This is a genomic window from Marivita sp. (genome assembly GCF_051859345.1).
GTDB lineage: Bacteria > Pseudomonadota > Alphaproteobacteria > Rhodobacterales > Rhodobacteraceae > Marivita.
Window position 1 is genome coordinate 35,580 of record NZ_JBHYFV010000021.1, and the last position, 17,123, is coordinate 52,702.

The window sequence follows — 17,123 nt, forward strand, 5'->3', positions numbered from 1 at the left end:
GCGATGGCAACACGCCGCAGTTTCCTTGCCACGCTTTTTGCCGCTGGTGCAGCGCCCCGGTTTGGTTGGGCCGCCGTCGGCAACCCGTCTTTTGTCGCCGCCGCGAAAGAGGCCGCCGGGGGTTTTGCGCTCTTTGGTCTTGATGCACATGGCGACGTCACCTTCCGCGTCCCGCTTCCTGCCCGCGGCCATGCCGGCGCGGGCCATCCGTTCCGGGCCGAGGCTGTGGCCTTCGCGCGCCGACCGGGGACATTTGCGCTTGTGCTTGACTGCGCGACCGGCCAGGTGCTTCATCACCTCGCACCACCCGAGGGCCGTCAGTTCAACGGCCATGGCGTTTTTGCCGAAGACGGTGCGCTTCTCATGACAAGCGAACAACGTGCCGACGACAGCGTCGGGGTGATCGGCCTGTGGGATGTCGAGGCGGGCTACCGGCGGATCGGAGAACATCCAAGCGGTGGCATTGGCCCGCATGACCTGCGCCTGATGCCGGATGGCGCGACGCTGGTCATTGTCAATGGCGGCATTGCGACGGACCCAACGGACCGCACCAAGCTCAACATCAGCAAGATGCGACCCAACCTGACCTATCAGGATCTCGGGGGGACAATCCGGGACCAGGTCGAACTGGACGCCGATCTGCGGCAGAACTCGATCCGCCACCTTGCGATCCATCCTGATGGTCTTGTCGGATTTGCAATGCAATGGGAAGGCGAAGCCGGTGCTGCCACGCCGCTTCTCGGGCTCCATGAAAGGGGGCAGGCGCCACTGCTGGCCGAGGCACCGCTTGGTGATGAACTGGCGATGCAGGGCTATGCGGGCAGCATCGCTTGCAGCGGCAACGGCACCGAAATCGCCATCACCTCGCCGCGCGGCGGACGGCTGCACCGCTTTTCAACCGATGGCACCTTCCTGGGTGCCGTGTCCCGCGCCGATGTCTGCGGCCTTGCGTCCCGCGACGAAGGCTATCTCGCAAGCGACGGGCTTGGTGGCCTCATCGCCGTCACATCAGGCGCAACAACACCACTCAGCCGCGCCAACTGCGCCTGGGACAACCACATCGTGGCGCTCTGACCGGGTCTGCAGCATCCCGATTCTCCCCATGACGGCTCCTGAACCAAAGACGCGGATATTGACCGGCTGTTTCAGAAAGCCTAAAGCAGGGATGTGGCGATTTGTTACCGGATTGCGGGCCACGTTAAACATGCCGCTAAAAGGTCAGCCGAAAGCCCCTTTCGCTTGGCCGGAACGGGGCTTTTTTGATGGGTTGAGGCCCATATAGGTGAAGATATGAAAGACAAGAAACCACGAACACGACTGGTCCATGGTGGCACGAAACGCAGCCAATGGGGCGAAGTGAGCGAGGCGATTTTCCTCACTCAGGGCTTTGTCTACGACAGCGCGGAACAGGCTGAACAGCGGTTCATCAAATCGGGTCCGGACGAATACATCTATGCCCGCTACGGCAATCCGACCGTTGCGATGTTCGAAGAACGGATCGCGATGCTCGAGGGGGCCGAGGATGCCTTTGCCACCGCCAGCGGCATGGCGGCGGTCAATGGCGCGCTGATGTCGATGCTCAAGGCCGGTGATCACCTTGTGTCTGCGCGGGCGCTGTTCGGCTCGTGCCTGTATATCGTGGAGGATATTCTTCCCCGGTTCGGCGTCGAGGTTACGCTGGTGGACGGCGCCGATCTGAATCAATGGCGTGCGGCTGTGCGCCCTGACACCACGGCGGTGTTCTTTGAATCGATGTCGAATCCCACGCTGGAACTTGTTGATATCGAAGCGGTTTCCGAAATCGCACATGCGCAAGGCGCGTTGGTGGTGGTCGACAACGTGTTCTCGACTCCGATCTTTTCCGATGCGATCGGGCAGGGCGCGGATGTGGTGATCTACTCCTCGACCAAGCATATCGACGGGCAGGGGCGCACGCTGGGCGGGGTTATCCTTGGATCGCGCGATCATATCCGCAAGGTGGTCGAACCCTACATGAAGCACACGGGTGGTTCCATGTCACCTTTCACGGCCTGGGTGCAGGTCAAGGGATTGGAAACGCTGGATTTGCGGGTTCGGGCACAGGCGCAATCCGCGCACGCGATTGCCGAAGCTCTGATCGGGCATGCCGCGTTGCGTCAGGTGATCTATCCTGGTCTGCCATCGCACAGTCAGGCTTCGCTGGCCGCTCGCCAGATGGGGTCAGGCGGCACAATGCTTGCCATCGAACTGGCAGGCGGCAAAGAGGCGGCGTTTGGGTTTCTCAATGCGCTGGAGGTGATCATCATCTCCAACAATCTCGGGGATGCGAAAAGTATCGTCACCCATCCCGCCACCACGACCCATCAGCGCCTGAGCGCCGAACAGCGCAACGCGTTGGGGATTACTGACGGATTGGTGCGGCTTTCGGTCGGAATCGAGGATACGGATGATCTGATCGACGATATTGTGAACGCGCTTAACTCTGTCTGATCGCGGGTTTTTCCCCTTATGACTGATCTGGGATCTGAGGTAGACCGTAAAAAAGGGAAGTGGAAATAACCGGGCGGATGCCTATCTTTAGGCCATGTCCATCAGGCGAGGGGGCCTGCGTATGAATATCCATACACCTGAGATTGACCGCAAACCAAGCCGCGAAGAGGCCGAGGCCGCCTTGGCGCTGCTGCGGCAATGGGCCGGCAAATCGCACGATGGTGAGATTGACCAGGTTGATCCTGTGCTGCGCCGTCTGGTCGATGGCGAAACCGACAGCTATCCGGTGCTTGCCCGCAAGTATCCCGACGGGTTCGCAGTGGACGGAGATTACAAGGATTCCCTGCCGGACCTGCAGAACGGCCCGTCCGCCCTGATTCGCGGGGCAAACCGGGGCATCCAACATGTCGGGATCTCGAATTTTCGTCTGCCGATCAGCTATCACACCCGCGACAATGGCGACCTGACGCTTGAGACCAGCGTGACCGGGACTGTCAGCCTTGATGCCGACAAGAAGGGCATCAACATGAGCCGCATCATGCGCTCTTTCTATGTGTATGCCGACAAGACGTTCAGCTTTGGTGTGATCGAAGCGGCCCTGGACGACTACAAGAGCGATCTTGAATCCTTCGATGCCCGGATCAACATGCGTCTGTCCTTTCCAATGCGTGTCGACAGCCTGCGTTCCGGGCTGTCGGGCTTCCAGTATTACGATATTGCGCTGGAGCTTGTGGACATCGACGGTGTGCGACGCAGCATCATGCATCTGGACTATGTCTACAGTTCGACCTGCCCTTGCTCTCTGGAACTGTCGGAACACGCGCGGCGCGAGCGGGGGCAGTTGGCCACACCGCATTCGCAGCGCTCTGTTGCGCGGATTTCGGTTGAGGTGACGACTGGCAAGTGCCTGTGGTTCGAAGACCTGATCGACATGTGCCGCAAGGCTGTGCCGACCGAAACGCAGGTCATGGTCAAGCGCGAGGACGAACAGGCCTTCGCCGAACTGAACGCCGCCAATCCGATCTTTGTCGAAGACGCGGCGCGCCTGTTTGCAGAACAGCTTCAGGCTGATCCGCGCATTGGCGATTACCGGGTTCTGGCAAGCCATCAGGAAAGCCTGCACAGCCATGATGCTGTGTCGGTCCTGACTGAAGGCGACCTGTTTGCCGCAGAAAGCCTTGATCCCAAACTGTTTTCAACGCTGTTTCACGTCGGCTGAGACCAATCAGATGCAACTTCGGATCAACGGCGGCTTTGGCCGCCGTTTTTCATTTGGCCAGGTGGGACGCAACTTCGCTCGCATCCACAAGCAGCCCATTCCCTGACCACATTGCCATTTCGCGGTGCAACGCCCGATGCCATGCGCGGACCTGTGTCGTGATAATCCCACACCGTGACATCGGCTGGCGCGTTCAGGATAGTTCGTCACGCACCGTCACTGACTCCGACGTAGCATCAGAATCGGGAGGAAACCGCGTATTCTTGAAAGAGGTTTCCAATGTCACACGAACCGCTCAGGATGACATTCATCCAGCCCGGACTGCGATCAAGGATTGATCTGTTCTTTGCCGAAAAAGGCCAGGGTTTCAACGCGGCCAGCTATGTCAGGCCACGTCTGGACAGCATCCTGCGACTTGAAGCGATGAGCGATGCAGAGCTTGCCGCGTTTGGACTGACGCGGGACGGGATCCTGCCATTTGTGTTCGAAGACTGTTTTGCCGAAACAAAGCACCGGGACCGACCGGCGAACGCTTGACACCCCCGCGATCCGGGGCCAACGCTTTGCCTCATGTTCGACATCCGACCCGTTGCATATGTGATCGGCCTTCTGGTCGCTGTTCTCGGGGCGACGATGCTGTTGCCGATGCTGGTTGATCTGGCCGAAGGGCGTGGCGAATGGCATGTCTTCCTGCAAAGCTCTGTTCTGACGATGTTTTCCGGTGGCCTCATTGCCCTTGCCTCGGCCAATGGCGTGAAGGAAGGATTGTCGATCCAGCAGACTTTCCTGCTCACCACGGGTGTTTGGGTGGCGCTGCCGATTTTCGGAGCCATTCCCTTTGTCCTCGGCGATACCGATGCGCGCTTTGTGGACGCGTTTTTCGAAGCGATGTCCGGTCTCACCACCACGGGCTCCACCGTGTTGTCCGGGCTCGATGATCTGCCCAAGGGCATTCTGCTCTGGCGCGGATTGCTGCAATGGCTGGGCGGCATCGGTATCATTATTGTCGCCATGGTGTTCCTGCCCGAACTCCGGGTCGGCGGGATGCAGATCTTCCGCGCCGAAGCCTTTGACACAATGGGCAAGATCCTGCCCCGCGCAACCGAGATCGCGGCCTCGATCTCGACCATCTACATCGCCATCACGATCGCCTGCGCCGCCAGCTACTACATCGTGGGCATGAATTTTTTCGATGCCACGGTGCATGCGCTGACCACCGTGTCGACGGGCGGGTTCTCGAACTACGACGCCTCGTTCGGCACGTTTCAGGGACCTGCGGAATATGTCGCGTCTGTCTTCATGATCTGCGCGGCCCTGCCGTTTGTGCGGTTCGTGCAGATGACCAAGGGCAATTACCGGGTGTTTTTCACCGACAGCCAAATCCGCGCGTTTCTGATGACCATCGCAGTGCTGGTCCTGGTCACGGCGTTTACGCTCCTGCGCATCTTTCCGCATCACCCGGAACAGGCCATCCGCGAGGCGCTGTTCAACATCGTGTCGATCATGACTGGCACCGGCTTTGCCAGCGTCGATTACATGGGCTGGGGGCCGTTCCTGATTTCGATCTTTTTCTTCATCGGCCTGATTGGCGGCTGCGCGGGATCGACGTCGTGTTCGATCAAGATCTTCCGCTATCAACTGCTGTTTGCCTCGATCAAGGTGCAATTGCGCAAGATCCGCTCGCCTCACGGGGTCTTCCTGCCGCGCTATGCGGGGCGTCCGGTCGGGGAGGATGTTCTGAACTCGGTGATCTCGTTCTTCGTGTTCTTCGTGATCTCCTTGGGCGTGTTGTCGGTGGCCTTGGGGATGACCGGGCTGGACCTGATCACTTCGGTGTCGGGCGCCGCCACGGCACTGGCCAATATCGGCCCCGGATTGGGCCCCGAGATCGGGCCGGCCGGAAATTTCGCGGGTCTGAATGAAACTGCCAAATGGATGCTGGTGCTGGGCATGTTGCTTGGGCGTCTCGAACTGCTGGCGGTCTACGCCATTTTCACCGTCAACTTCTGGAGAGCCTGATGACCCGGCAGCCGCTTGGTGCGCAAATCTCGCAAATGCTCCGCGATCGCGGGGTCGAGACGATCTTCGGCATTCCCGGTGTTCACAATGTGGAACTCTATCGCGGCATCGAACAAGCCGGGATCACCCATGTGCTGGCCCGTCACGAACAGGGCGCCGGGTTCATGGCCGACGGTTATGCGCGGGCAACCGGCAAACCGGGGGTGGCCTATGTGATCTCCGGGCCGGGGCTCACCAATATCCTGACGCCGCTGGGGCAGGCCTATTCGGATTCCGTACCCGTGCTGGTCATCTCGTCCTGTCTTGACGAAACAGCAGCACAGCGCGGCCAGCTGCACCAGATGCGCGATCAGCGCGCGGCGGCAGAAACCGTCTGCGCGTGGTCGGAAGAAGCGCGCACCGCCAAGTCCGCCTATGCCCTGATCGACCGCGCGTTCGACCAGTTCTCAAGCGCTCGCGCGCGGCCTTGCCATGTGCAGGTGCCGATTGCCACCTTGGGCGCGTTGGCCGATCCTGCCCCGTCTGCACCTGTCCTGCGACCGGATTACCCGGCAGCGTCACATGTCGATGTCTACACGGTGGTAGACGCGGTTCTGAAGGCGCAAGAGCCGCTTTTTGTCTTTGGAGGTGGGGCAGTTGCCGCGGCCGACGTGATCCCGGACCTGTTGCGTCAGACCGGTGCTGCAAGCTTTGTCACCTATGCCGCGCGCGGTCTGGTGCCGGGCGACACACCGCTTTATTTCGGCAGCACGCTGGCCCGCGCGGACAGCGCCGAACGTGTTGCCGAGGCCGATCTGGTGATCACCGTCGGCTCTGCCTTGTCCGAGGTTGATCTCTGGCGCTCCACATTGGGCCACACCGCGCCGATGATCCGCGTCGACATCGACCCCGAGAATTTTGGGGAAATGGGGCCGCAGGACACTCCGATCCTTGGTGATGCAACAGCCCTGCTCAAGGCGATGACCATTGCGATTGCGGCCCGGACCGAGGATCTGCCCCCCAAATGGGACGCCGCAGCCGTGGCCCGCAAACGCGCGGTCTGGCGGGCCGAGGTGGAGGCTGAACGCCCCGGCATCGTGCCGGTCTGTGACGCTCTGCGGGCTGTGCTGCCGGATCAGACGATGATCTATTCCGACATGACGCAATTCGCCTATGGCGCGAAAGAGGTCTGGGACATGCCGCGCCCGGGTCATTGGCACCACCCCTATGGGTTCGGCACGCTGGGTTATGCGCTGCCTGCCGCCATTGGCGGGGCGGTGGCGCGTCGTGGACTACCGACAGTGGCCATCGCGGGCGATTACGGTCTGCAATACACGATTCAGGAACTGGGCACGGCGGTAGAGCTGGGTCTGCCGCTGCCGATCCTTGTCTGGGACAACGGCAAGCTGGGTGAGATCGAGGACAGCATGGTGCGCAGCCAGATTGCGCCCAATGCCGTGGTGGCGCGGAACCCGGATTTCCTGGCGCTTGCGCGGGCCTATGGGGCCGGGGCGGTGGAACCGGTGTCGTTACAGGCGCTGCAACAGGTCGTCATTGAAGCGCTTGCGGCGGGCGGCCCGACGCTTATCCGTATCACGCCAAAGATTGCCCTGTGATCGACGCGTCCCATTCCTTTGAAGGAATGGGCAAAACCCTTTGAAGGGTTTTGTCCCGGCCGTCATGCCTTGGGCACCAGGCCCGGTCAAACCGGCGCGCCAAGGGCTTTGGAAAGCCTTTCCCCCGCGCGCATCATTTCCAAAGCTTTAACTCCCGACCGGCAAAACCTGTCGCACGATGCGCATCGAGCGGACAGGGTCACTCCCACACCGCGACAGACAGGACAGTTCTCTTCGTGCCCCAACTCGGGGACGACCATGACAGACCGGTCAGACAGACCCCGCTTTCGGGGGTACAGGTCCGGGGGCACCACCCCCGCAGTGCAGAGAACGGTCATGGCCTATCAGGGCGGCGCCGCTTCTTACCACTCACCGGGATGCACATCCCGCAACGACAAACACCCGGCGGGGATTTCCCCGACCGGGCGTTTCGCGTGGGTATGTGTAAGGTTGGCCAGTCGGCCCAACCCGTTACGTCACCCCAGTTCGGCCAACCGCGTCAGGGCGTCCTGCAGCTTTGCCGCCTCGTCTTCGCGCGCCTCAAGATTGGCGCGGGTTTCCTCGACCACCTCGTCAGGGGCGGACGCGACGAAGTTCGGGTTGCCAAGCCGTCCTTTCATGCCGCCAATCTCCTTGGCCAGTTTCTGCAACGATTTCTCAAGCCGGTCCTTCTCGGCCCCGACGTCAATGATGTCGGCCAGGGGCAGGCCAAAGGTCGCCCCATCCGCCGGCACCGTGGCGCAGCCCTTCGGGAAGGCGTCCGCCTCGGTCAGCTCGTCAATCCGCGCGAGACGCTTGATCAGCACCTCGTTGCGCTGCCACGCCGCCCGAGCCGCATCCCCCATGTCGGTGACGACCAGAGGCAGGTAAAGACCGGCAGGAACGTGCATCTGCTGACGCGCCGACCGGATGCCTTCGATCAGGCCGATCACCCAGTTCATCTCGCGATCCGCCTCGGGATGGATCAGGTCATCGCCATAGCTCGGCCAATCCGCATGGATCAGCATGGTGTCGCGCTGCCCGGTGGCGCCCCAAAGCTCTTCGGTGATGAACGGCATGATCGGGTGCAGCAGGATCAGGCACTGGTCAATGACCCATCCCATCACATCCTGCGTTTCAGCCCGTTCCGGCGCGGTCTCGTCCAGAAGGGGTTTGGCGAATTCGACATACCAGTCACAGACCTTGCCCCAGACAAACCGGTACAGCGCCGCCGCCGCATCGTCGAAACGATAGGCGTCCAGCGCGGCATCGACCTCGGCGCGCACGCGGGCGGTTTCTCCGATGATCCAGGTGTTCACGGTGGCCGTTGCCTTGGGAATGTCGAAAGACGGTGTGCGGTTGTCATACACCCCGTTCATCTCGGCAAAGCGGGTCGCATTCCAAAGCTTGGTGCCAAAGTTCCGATACCCCGCGATCCGTTGCATGTCGAGCTTGAGCACACCGCCAAGCGAGGCCATCGCCGCATTTGTGAAGCGCAGCGCATCCGCGCCGTATTCGTCAATGATCTCAAGCGGATCAACGACGTTGCCCAGCGACTTTGACATCTTCTTGCCCTTGGCGTCGCGCACAAGCCCGTGCAGGTAGACATCCTTGAACGGGATCTGATCTGTCACGGCAAGTTGCATCATCATCATCCGCGCGACCCAGAAGAACAGGATATCCTGCCCTGTGATCAGCACGGAGGTGGGGAAGTACCTGGCCAGTTCCGGCGTTGGTTCCGGCCAGCCGAGTGTGCCGATCGGCCAGAGACCGGACGAGAACCAAGTGTCGAGCACGTCGGGGTCACGCCAGACCGGATAGATCAACTTGGTCGGATTTTGGTCATGCAACTCGTATTCGGCTAGGCTGGAGGCCAAAAGATGCGCTGCCGCGTCGCGGCTCTCGACCTCGACCACCCGCGCATGGTTTAGCGGCGTGGGCAGGGTCGCGAGCGCATCCCCGAATTGCCCGGCGACATTGTCAAAGCTTGCTGCGGAATGGTGACGTTCATTGCCTTTCAGCAGGCTTTGCGCGTTCAGAAGTCGACCCATTTCAACCAGGTCCAACGCCCCATCACCTTCGTCGTCGCGGAATCCTTCGCGCGACAGATCAAACCCATACCAAACCGGGATCTGATGCCCCCACCAAAGCTGGCGCGAGATGCACCAGGGTTCGATGTTCTCCAGCCAGTGGTAATAGGTCCGCTCACCCGACTCCGGCACGATCCGCACATCGCCGTTGCGCACGGCATCAAGCGCCGGGCCGACGATTTTTTCCGCGTCCACAAACCATTGATCGGTCAGCATCGGTTCAATGACAACCTTGGAGCGGTCACCAAACGGCTGCATGATCGGCTTGGCCTCGACCAGCGGCACCAACGTGTCCTCCCGCGCTTCGCCGCCCTCTTCGGGCGCAACCGGCGCTTTGGGTGACCCAAGGCGGGGGTCGGTGACAGGGACCATCACGGCCAGACCTTCGGCGGTGATTTCCTCGACCACGCGCTTTCGCGCCTCGAACCGGTCCAGCCCACGCAGGTGATCCGGCACGAGGTTCAGAATGTCGGTCTCGGCCTCGCTCAGCGTGCGTTCGCCGCGTGCCACGGCACCCGCCACTTCGGCCGCCTCGGCATAAGGCGCACCGTCGTCGCGCATGTAGGCCTTGGTGTCCATCAGACGGTAACACGGGATGCCGCCGCGCTTGGCGACGCCGTAATCGTTGAAGTCATGCGCGCCGGTGATCTTGACCGCACCCGAGCCGAAATCGGGATCGGGGTAGTCGTCGGTGATGATCGGGATCAGGCGGCGGTGTTCCTTGGGGCCAACCGGAATCTCGCAAAGCTTTCCGACGATTGGCGCATAGCGCTCATCTGACGGATGAACCGCCACCGCGCCGTCGCCCAGCATGGTTTCGGGGCGTGTCGTGGCAATGGAGATATAGTCGCGCTCTTCCTCCAGCACGACATTCCCGTCTTCGTCTTTCTCGATATAGGTGTAGGTCGCGCCGCCCGCCAAAGGATACTTGAAGTGCCACATATGGCCGGGGTTCTCGATATTCTCGACCTCGAGATCCGAAATCGCGGTCTCGAAATGCGGATCCCAGTTGACCAGACGCTTGCCGCGATAGATCAGCCCCTTGTTGTACATGTCGACGAAGACCTTGATCACCGCATCGTGGAAATTCGGCGCGTCGTTGTCCTTGTCGGGATCGCCCGCAGCACCCCCCATTGTGAAGGCTTCGCGCGACCAGTCGGCCGAGGCACCAAGGCGCTTGAGCTGCCCGATGATGGTGCCACGCGACTTGACCTTCTGTTCCCAGACGCGGTCCAGAAACGCCTCGCGCCCCATCTCGCGGCGCGACGGCTCGCCATTGGCCGCCATCTCGCGTTCGGTCACCATCTGCGTGGCGATGCCCGCGTGATCCGTGCCCGGCTGCCACAGCGTGTCAAAGCCGCGCATCCGGTGCCAGCGGACAAGGATGTCCTGAAGCGTGTTGTTGAAGGCGTGGCCCATATGCAGCGACCCGGTCACGTTGGGCGGCGGGATCATCACGCAGAAGGTGTCGTCGCGTTTGGCATTTGCGCCGGCCTTGAAGGCACCACTGTCTTCCCACGCCTGATACAACCGCGCTTCGGCGGCCTGGGCGTCGAATTTCTTTTCCATCGCCATGGGGTCAATTCCCGCTTTTGTGCTGCCTGACAGGGCCGCAATTGTTCCGTTGCGCCTCATCTAGCGAAAGGGCGGGCAAAGGAAAACCCAAGCGGTGCGGGAAAATGGGGTGAGCCGGGGCAAGGGCCCCTCGAAGGGCCTTTTTACGGGAGTTTGACACCCGTCGCATCGCTTTTCGACAGGCGGTCCTCCCCAAAAAAGAAAAAACGGTGATGCCAAGGGAGGAGAGGCATCACCGTTTCCAGTTCACGGCGTCCAGGGAGGAGGAGAGGACACCGAGATCGTGTGGGTCGAGGCCCGAAATTTGCGACGGTGACACCAGGGAGGAGGAGAGGTGCCACCGTCCAGTTCACGGTGCCCAGGGAGGAGGAGAGGACACCGAGATCGTGTGGGCCGAAGCCCGAAATTTGTGACGGTGACACGAGGGAGGAGGAGACGTGCCACCGTCATATTCGGAACACCCAGGGAGGAGGAGAGGGCGTCCGATCCTTGTGGCGAGGGGCCCTGTGCAGGGCCATGCTCACCGAATTTCGATCAGCCTTCGTAGGCTGCTTGGTATGCAACGCGGCGAAGCTCGGATTGGTTCAGTCCAAGGTCCTGCAATTCGCGGTCGCTCAATGCGCTCAGTTCGCGCAGGGTGTTGCGGTAAATCTTGCGGCGTGCCGCTTTGGCGCGATATTCTGCGACAAGGGCGTTCACCCGATCCATGATTGTGTTGCCGACTGCGCCGATACTGTTTGTTTCGTATGCCATGTGTCTGCTCTGTTCGAATTTCTGTGTTTCCGTTCGCTTGAGACCAAGATAAGCAAATGCTGCACTTGCACAATAGCTTTTTGCCTCAACGCTGCTATGCAGCATTTGCATAGGCCAGGTGGTTCAATTTTGTGCGTTTTGCGCTAACAGGCCCAATTCTCGGGCAGGCGGTTGAAGCATCGCGGCAAGGCTGTCATCTCTGTGTCACAAAGATGAAAGGTTGGGCATGTCCGTCACCACCGAACAGATTCGCGGGGCCTTGTCCCGCGTGGCGATTCCCGATGGAAAAGACCTGATTTCGGCTGACCTTGTGCGGGCGATTCAGGTGGATGGCTCGGTTGTTCGTTTTGTCATCGAGGCGCCGTCGCCCGAGATCGCCCGGCTGATGGAGCCTGTACGCAAGGCCGCAGAGGCGGTTGTGGCCGAATTGCCCGGCGTGACGCAGGTGTCGGCGGCGCTGACTGCGCATGGTCCGGCAGCCGAACCGCCCAAGGGTCTCAAGATCGGGGGTCATCCGAAACCGCAGGCCGGATCGCTCAAACCGCCGGGTGTGGCGCGCATTCTGGCGATTGGGTCGGGCAAGGGGGGTGTCGGCAAATCCACCGTGTCCTCGAACCTGGCCGTGGCCCTTGCGCGGGCCGGTCGACGGGTCGGACTTCTGGATGGTGATATCCACGGTCCAAGCCTGCCGCGGATGATGGGCGTTTCGCAAAAACCCGAAAGTCCGGATGGCCAGACAATTATCCCGCTCAAGGCGCATGGGGTCACCATCATGTCCATCGGTCTGATGCTGCCCGAGGACAAGGCGGTGGTCTGGCGCGGTCCGATGCTGATGGGTGCGTTGCAACAGATGCTGGGGCAGGTGGCCTGGGGCGATCTGGATGTGCTGATCGTCGATCTGCCGCCGGGCACCGGCGATGTGGCCATGACGCTGTGTCAGAAGGCGCAGGTGTCGGGGGCCATTGTTGTGTCCACGCCGCAGGACGTGGCCTTGCTGGATGCGCGCAAGGCGCTCGACATGTTCGACACGCTGAAAACCCCGGTAATTGGGCTGATCGAAAACATGGCCGTCTTCACCTGCCCGCATTGCGGCGGGGAAAGCCATGTGTTTGGCGAAGGTGGTGTGGTTGCGGAAGCGACGGCGCGGGGTGTACCGCTTTTGGCGCAGCTGCCGCTTGATCTTGAGACCCGGTTGGCGGGTGACGGTGGCGCGCCGGTTGCGGCGGGGAATGGTCCGATGGCCGACGCCTATGCGCAACTTGCCAACCGGTTGATTGAGGGCGGAATGGTCTAGCGCTGAAACGACAGCGGCAGGTTGAAGCGATAGCTGGCCGCCGTCAGCTCTTGCGGCGCGCGTGGCAGTCGGGCGCGGGTTACGGCGGCCATCGCCGCCTGATCCAGCCTGCGATCCCCGGATGAGGCAATCACCGACATCCCGGACACTTGGCCCGAGGGGCTGACCGTGATTTGCAGTTTCACCGTCCCTCGTGCGCGGGTGCCGTTCGGATAGCGCTGTGCGCGGGCGACCGAGCTGCGGATCTTTGCACCCCATTGGGCCTGCGCCTGGGCCAGTTGCGCTTTGCCCGGTCCGGGTGCCGCCGGGATCTTGCGCGTGGGGGCCGGGGTTGTGACTGGCTGCGATCCGCTGCCTTGCGCCTTTTGCGCGGGACGCGGTGCGGACTGGGTCTGTTGCGCGGCGGGGCTTTGTTTGGGCGCGGGCCTGTCGGGCCGGGTCTCGGGGCGCAACGACGCGTGTGGCGCGACGTGTCCGCTTGGGGGCGCGGTGTCGACCTGCGGTAGGGCATTCGGCCCAGCCACTGCCGCATCAAGCGTTGGTCGCACCGGGGCAGGTTCCGCTTGCGCGCTGGGCAGTGTCGGCGTGGGGGCGTCCGGAGGTGTTGGCACCGAAAGCGATTGAGGTGTCGTCTGGGCAAAAGGCACCACAGGTGCCGGCAGGCGGGTCTCGACCGACGGACGCGGCGCGGCGGGGGCCGGGGTTGGCAAAGCCGCCAAATCCCGCCTTTGCGCAACAGGTGTGTCCGGGGCCGGGGGGGGCGGTGCTGCCTGCGTCCTGGGTTGGGTCAGGAGTGGTGCATCGCTGACATCTGGTGGACGATCCCAGTCCTGCACCAGTGCGGCCAATGTTGGCGTTGCGGCCTGAAGTGTGACATCCGCCGCACCGTTTTCCCCGCCGCCGCTTCCTCCTGTCTGCAAGGGCGCAAGGGTCAGGGTTGCGGCATGCAGGATACCGGACAAGGCCAGGAACGCGGTGATTTCGAGGATGCGCATCATCCACCCTCCGTCACGATTTCGACCCGCGTTGCGCCCAAATCGGACAAGTGCGCAAGAACGCGGGCAAGGATCGCGGCGTCCAGCGTGGCGTCGGCATAAAGGCGCAAGGGCGTATCGCGCGTCTGTGCAACTGCCGCTGCCAGGGCAGCGTCCCCGCGTGCGGCTTCAAAGGCGATTTCCCCGGTGACACTTATATAAAGCGCGGCTTCGCCTGCATCCGCGTCACCCTGCGCGCGGGGCAGGTCGAGGTCGAACGGGGCGGGCGGTACGATCTGCGCGGTCATCAGAAAGAAGATGAGCAGCAGAAACACCACGTTGATCATCGGCACCACCGGTTCGCGCGACGCGCGGCGTGGTCGCGGGGCAAGGATCATGCGGCGTCTCATTCCAGCACCACGAGATTGGACCACCCGTTGACGCGCAGGTGTCCCATCGTGTCCAGCAGACGTTGCACCGACGCCCCGTCGCGGGTGCGCAGAAGGATGATGTCGTCCGGAGACGCAACCAGCGGTGTCAGCGCCGCAATCGGATCGGCCGTGGTCAGCCCGTTGACCTGCACCACGTCCGGCAGGATCGTCACAAGGCGCGGCGGGCCGGCATAGGGCTGTGATGCGCCGCCCGAGAGCGTGACCGGGATCGCGTCGGTTGCGCCAAACCGTGCGGCCAGCATGAAAAAGACCAGAAGCAGAAACACGACGTCGATCATCGGGGTCAACCCGATGCGTCGTCTGCGTGTCTGTTGGGTCAGCTCAAGCATCGTCGCCCCGTTTGGTGCGGGTCAGAACGCGGGTCGCCAGATCGTCGAAATCATGTGCAAGGCGGTCGCTGATGCTGTCGAACCAGCTTAGCGCCATCGACGCGGGGATCGCCACGGCCATGCCTGCGGCGGTGGTCAGAAGCGCCTCCCAGATACCGCCCGCCAGTGCCGATGGATCGGCACGCGCGCCACTGTCCTGAAGCGTCTGGAACGCCTCGATCATGCCCAGCACGGTGCCCAGCAGGCCGACCAGAGGCGCGATTGTGGCGATCAGATCAAGCGCGCGCAGCCCGCTGCCGGCGTCCATCAGCGCACCGCGCGCCACACGGGTGGTTTCGTCCCGTGCATCTTCGGGCGACAGGGTCTGACTGGCCTGCATCGCGGCCTTGACGACACGCGCGCGCAGACCTCTGCGCGACTGAAGCGACATCAGGGCCGACTTGCGATCCCCGTGCTGCCATTGCGCCACGGCGGTTTCCGTCGCATCGCGCCGCCACGCCCCCATCAAAGACAGCCGCCACAGCTTCCACAGGATCAGGCCAAGGGTCACAACGCTGAGCCCGGCAATGACCCAAAGCGCAGGGCCACCGGTGTTGAGAAAGGTGATGGTATCGGTCATGAGCCGGGTCCGTTTCTATGTCTGGCGTTGGTCATGTCAGAACCCCGAGGGGCTGTACGACGGGTCCTTGCGGCGTGTCGAGCACCTCTGCGTGCAGGCGAAACACCTGTGCCAGACGGTCCGGTGTCAGCACCTCGCGTGGCGGGCCGTCGGCGATGATGCGTCCCGCGCCGATCATTACCAGCCGGGTGCAATAGCGGGCGGCCAGTGTCAGGTCATGCAGGGATGTCAGCACCGCGCGGCCTTCCCTGGCCAATGTCTCGAAGACCTGAAGTGTGGCGATCTGTGCCGCCGGATCCAGTCCGGCGATGGGTTCATCCGCCATCAAGAGCGGTGTGTCCTGCGCCAGCGTGCGCGCGATCAGAACTCGCGCCTGTTCGCCACCTGACAGGGCGGTGGCCAGCCTTGTGCGGAAATTCAGCAGGCCCATGCGCGTCAACGCGGCGTCCACGGCGGTCTGGTCGGCAGGGGACAGCACCATCCCCCGCGCGAGATAGGGCAGGCGGCCAAGGGCCACGACCCGCTCGACACTCATCGGCCATGCGATTTCGCGTTTTTGCGGCAACCAGGCGGCCTGCGCGGCGCGCTCTTTCGCGGGCAGCGCGGCCAGCGTGCTTGTGCCCTCATAGGGCAACAGGCCCAAAGCCCCCCGAAGGAGCGAGGTCTTGCCCGCGCCGTTGGGGCCGATCAGGCCAACACATTCGCCAGCCGCAATGCTCAGGCTGGCGCGGTCCACCACCGGGCATTCGCCCCGTCGCACGGTGAGGGTCTTGATCTGGAGGAGGGTCATGCGAATTCCCTCCGGGTCTTGTAGATCAAGTGCAGGAACAGCGGCGCGCCGATCAGGGCCATCACCACGCCCAGCTTCAGATCGCGGTCCGGCAGGACAAGCCGGGTCACGAGGTCTGCCGCCAGCACCATCGCCGCCCCGCCAAGGCTCGAGGCCCACAGCAGAGTGGAGGGGCGTCCATGGGCAAAGGGACGCAGGATATGCGGCACCACCAGCCCGACAAATCCGACCGCGCCCGCGACCGCCGTGGCCGCACCAACGGCGGCGGCGGTGCCCAGAAGCAGTTGCAGGCGCAAGCGGGACAGCGAAATGCCCATCGCCTCGGCCGCGTCTTCGCCCAAGGTCAGCGCATCAAGACCCCGCCCCAGACCGGCCAGCGCGATCCAGCCCACGACCATGATAGGCAACGCCAGCCAGACATGGCTCATCGCGCGGTTGGCGACCGAGCCCATCATCCAGAACATGATCTCGGAGGCGGCGTAGGGGTTGGGCGACAGGTTGAGCGCCAGCGACGTGAGCGCGGCGGCAAAGGCCGATACCGCGATGCCCGCAAGAATCAGCGTCAGGGACGACCCGCGCGGACCGGCCAGAACAAGGATCAGGCCAACCGATGCTGCGGCAAAGACAAGGGCCGTCAGGGGCAGGGCCAATACAAAGGCCGCGGCAAATCCGGTTTGCAGGGCGATCACAGCCCCCAACGCAGCAGAGCCGGACACGCCAATCAAGCCGGGTTCCGCCAACGGATTGCGCAGGAACCCCTGCATCGCAGCCCCCGCGAGGCCCAGCGACGCGCCGATCGTCGCCGCAAGCAAGGTGCGCGGCAGGCGGATTTCCTGCATCACCGTCACGAATAGCGGATCACCCTGCCCGAAAAGCGCGGCAAGACCGGCGGACACCGGGATCGCGGCATAGCCCACAAACAGCGATGCCGTGAACATCCCCGTTGTAACGACCATCAGCGCATAA

General features: G+C 62.7%; 15 protein-coding genes and 1 riboswitch. Of the genes, 7 read left to right on the forward strand and 8 right to left on the reverse strand.

From position 1 onward, the window contains the following. Positions 1-3: 3 nt before the first annotated feature. The 6 genes from ACTIEN_RS13920 (at position 4) to ACTIEN_RS13945 (ending at position 7,302) form a co-directional block, all read left to right on the forward strand. Entirely contained in the window at positions 4-1,074 is a 1,071-nt protein-coding gene (locus ACTIEN_RS13920) for a DUF1513 domain-containing protein (RefSeq protein WP_439523748.1), read from the forward strand. 83 nt (positions 1,075-1,157) lie between these two features. Next, positions 1,158-1,234, forward strand: a riboswitch (SAM riboswitch). Between the two features lie 56 nt (positions 1,235-1,290). After that, positions 1,291-2,469, forward strand: a complete 1,179-nt coding sequence (gene metZ / locus ACTIEN_RS13925) for an O-succinylhomoserine sulfhydrylase (RefSeq protein WP_439523749.1) — start codon at positions 1,291-1,293, stop codon at positions 2,467-2,469. A 121-nt stretch (positions 2,470-2,590) separates the two neighbouring features. Next, positions 2,591-3,688, forward strand: a complete 1,098-nt coding sequence (folE2, locus tag ACTIEN_RS13930; protein ID WP_439523750.1) for a GTP cyclohydrolase FolE2 — start codon at positions 2,591-2,593, stop codon at positions 3,686-3,688. A 279-nt stretch (positions 3,689-3,967) separates the two neighbouring features. Then, positions 3,968-4,225, forward strand: a complete 258-nt coding sequence (locus ACTIEN_RS13935; protein WP_439523751.1) for a hypothetical protein — start codon at positions 3,968-3,970, stop codon at positions 4,223-4,225. A 33-nt stretch (positions 4,226-4,258) separates the two neighbouring features. After that, the gene (locus ACTIEN_RS13940; protein WP_439523752.1) at positions 4,259-5,707 is read left to right on the forward strand and encodes a TrkH family potassium uptake protein; all 1,449 of its coding nucleotides are present in this window, start codon (positions 4,259-4,261) and stop codon (positions 5,705-5,707) included. Then, the gene (locus tag ACTIEN_RS13945; RefSeq protein ID WP_439523753.1) at positions 5,707-7,302 is read left to right on the forward strand and encodes a 5-guanidino-2-oxopentanoate decarboxylase; all 1,596 of its coding nucleotides are present in this window, start codon (positions 5,707-5,709) and stop codon (positions 7,300-7,302) included. The genes ACTIEN_RS13940 and ACTIEN_RS13945 overlap by 1 nt, the downstream gene beginning before the upstream one ends. A 476-nt stretch (positions 7,303-7,778) precedes the next feature. Here the strand turns inward: ACTIEN_RS13945 and ACTIEN_RS13950 are convergent, their stop codons facing one another. Next, on the reverse strand, positions 7,779-10,946 hold the full coding sequence (locus ACTIEN_RS13950) for a valine--tRNA ligase (RefSeq protein WP_439523754.1): 3,168 nt from the start codon (positions 10,944-10,946) through the stop codon (positions 7,779-7,781). Between the two features lie 534 nt (positions 10,947-11,480). Further along, a complete protein-coding gene (locus tag ACTIEN_RS13955; RefSeq protein WP_439523780.1) occupies positions 11,481-11,654 on the reverse strand; it encodes a DUF1127 domain-containing protein in 174 nt (57 codons plus the stop codon). 271 nt (positions 11,655-11,925) lie between these two features. On the opposite strand from ACTIEN_RS13955, the gene ACTIEN_RS13960 reads away from it, so the two are divergent. Next, positions 11,926-12,993, forward strand: coding sequence for an Mrp/NBP35 family ATP-binding protein (locus ACTIEN_RS13960; RefSeq protein ID WP_439523755.1), 1,068 nt, complete (start codon positions 11,926-11,928; stop codon positions 12,991-12,993). Here the strand turns inward: ACTIEN_RS13960 and ACTIEN_RS13965 are convergent. The 6 genes from ACTIEN_RS13965 to ACTIEN_RS13990 are packed head-to-tail and all read right to left on the reverse strand — an operon-like array spanning position 12,990 to position 17,095. Next, the gene (locus ACTIEN_RS13965; RefSeq protein ID WP_439523756.1) at positions 12,990-13,991 is read right to left on the reverse strand and encodes a TonB family protein; all 1,002 of its coding nucleotides are present in this window, start codon (positions 13,989-13,991) and stop codon (positions 12,990-12,992) included. The two genes, ACTIEN_RS13960 and ACTIEN_RS13965, sit on opposite strands and share 4 nt — an antisense overlap. Then, entirely contained in the window at positions 13,988-14,365 is a 378-nt protein-coding gene (locus ACTIEN_RS13970; RefSeq protein WP_439523757.1) for an ExbD/TolR family protein, read from the reverse strand. The genes ACTIEN_RS13965 and ACTIEN_RS13970 overlap by 4 nt, the downstream gene beginning before the upstream one ends. 8 nt (positions 14,366-14,373) lie before the next feature. Further along, entirely contained in the window at positions 14,374-14,748 is a 375-nt protein-coding gene (locus ACTIEN_RS13975) for an ExbD/TolR family protein (RefSeq protein ID WP_439523758.1), read from the reverse strand. After that, on the reverse strand, positions 14,741-15,367 hold the full coding sequence (locus ACTIEN_RS13980) for a MotA/TolQ/ExbB proton channel family protein (protein WP_439523759.1): 627 nt from the start codon (positions 15,365-15,367) through the stop codon (positions 14,741-14,743). Before ACTIEN_RS13980 ends, ACTIEN_RS13975 begins: the two co-directional genes overlap by 8 nt. Before the next feature lie 31 nt (positions 15,368-15,398). Further along, on the reverse strand, positions 15,399-16,157 hold the full coding sequence (locus tag ACTIEN_RS13985; protein WP_439523760.1) for an ABC transporter ATP-binding protein: 759 nt from the start codon (positions 16,155-16,157) through the stop codon (positions 15,399-15,401). Then, positions 16,154-17,095: a FecCD family ABC transporter permease gene (locus ACTIEN_RS13990; protein ID WP_439523781.1), complete on the reverse strand. Its 942-nt coding sequence runs from the start codon at positions 17,093-17,095 to the stop codon at positions 16,154-16,156. The genes ACTIEN_RS13985 and ACTIEN_RS13990 overlap by 4 nt, the downstream gene beginning before the upstream one ends. Positions 17,096-17,123: the final 28 nt, after the last annotated feature.

Excerpts from the sequence above, each read along its gene's own strand:
- ACTIEN_RS13920 (WP_439523748.1), top strand. The coding sequence starts at position 4 with ATGGCAACACGCCGCAGTTTCCTTGCCACGCTTTTTGCCGCTGGTGCA.
- metZ (WP_439523749.1), top strand. The coding sequence starts at position 1,291 with ATGAAAGACAAGAAACCACGAACACGACTGGTCCATGGTGGCACGAAA.
- folE2 (WP_439523750.1), top strand. The coding sequence starts at position 2,591 with ATGAATATCCATACACCTGAGATTGACCGCAAACCAAGCCGCGAAGAG.
- ACTIEN_RS13935 (WP_439523751.1), top strand. The coding sequence starts at position 3,968 with ATGTCACACGAACCGCTCAGGATGACATTCATCCAGCCCGGACTGCGA.
- ACTIEN_RS13940 (WP_439523752.1), top strand. The coding sequence starts at position 4,259 with ATGTTCGACATCCGACCCGTTGCATATGTGATCGGCCTTCTGGTCGCT.
- ACTIEN_RS13945 (WP_439523753.1), top strand. The coding sequence starts at position 5,707 with ATGACCCGGCAGCCGCTTGGTGCGCAAATCTCGCAAATGCTCCGCGAT.
- ACTIEN_RS13950 (WP_439523754.1), bottom strand. The coding sequence starts at position 10,946 with ATGGCGATGGAAAAGAAATTCGACGCCCAGGCCGCCGAAGCGCGGTTG.
- ACTIEN_RS13955 (WP_439523780.1), bottom strand. The coding sequence starts at position 11,654 with ATGGATCGGGTGAACGCCCTTGTCGCAGAATATCGCGCCAAAGCGGCA.
- ACTIEN_RS13960 (WP_439523755.1), top strand. The coding sequence starts at position 11,926 with ATGTCCGTCACCACCGAACAGATTCGCGGGGCCTTGTCCCGCGTGGCG.
- ACTIEN_RS13965 (WP_439523756.1), bottom strand. The coding sequence starts at position 13,991 with ATGATGCGCATCCTCGAAATCACCGCGTTCCTGGCCTTGTCCGGTATC.
- ACTIEN_RS13970 (WP_439523757.1), bottom strand. The coding sequence starts at position 14,365 with ATGATCCTTGCCCCGCGACCACGCCGCGCGTCGCGCGAACCGGTGGTG.
- ACTIEN_RS13975 (WP_439523758.1), bottom strand. The coding sequence starts at position 14,748 with ATGCTTGAGCTGACCCAACAGACACGCAGACGACGCATCGGGTTGACC.
- ACTIEN_RS13980 (WP_439523759.1), bottom strand. The coding sequence starts at position 15,367 with ATGACCGATACCATCACCTTTCTCAACACCGGTGGCCCTGCGCTTTGG.
- ACTIEN_RS13985 (WP_439523760.1), bottom strand. The coding sequence starts at position 16,157 with ATGACCCTCCTCCAGATCAAGACCCTCACCGTGCGACGGGGCGAATGC.
- ACTIEN_RS13990 (WP_439523781.1), bottom strand. The coding sequence starts at position 17,095 with ATGTTCACGGCATCGCTGTTTGTGGGCTATGCCGCGATCCCGGTGTCC.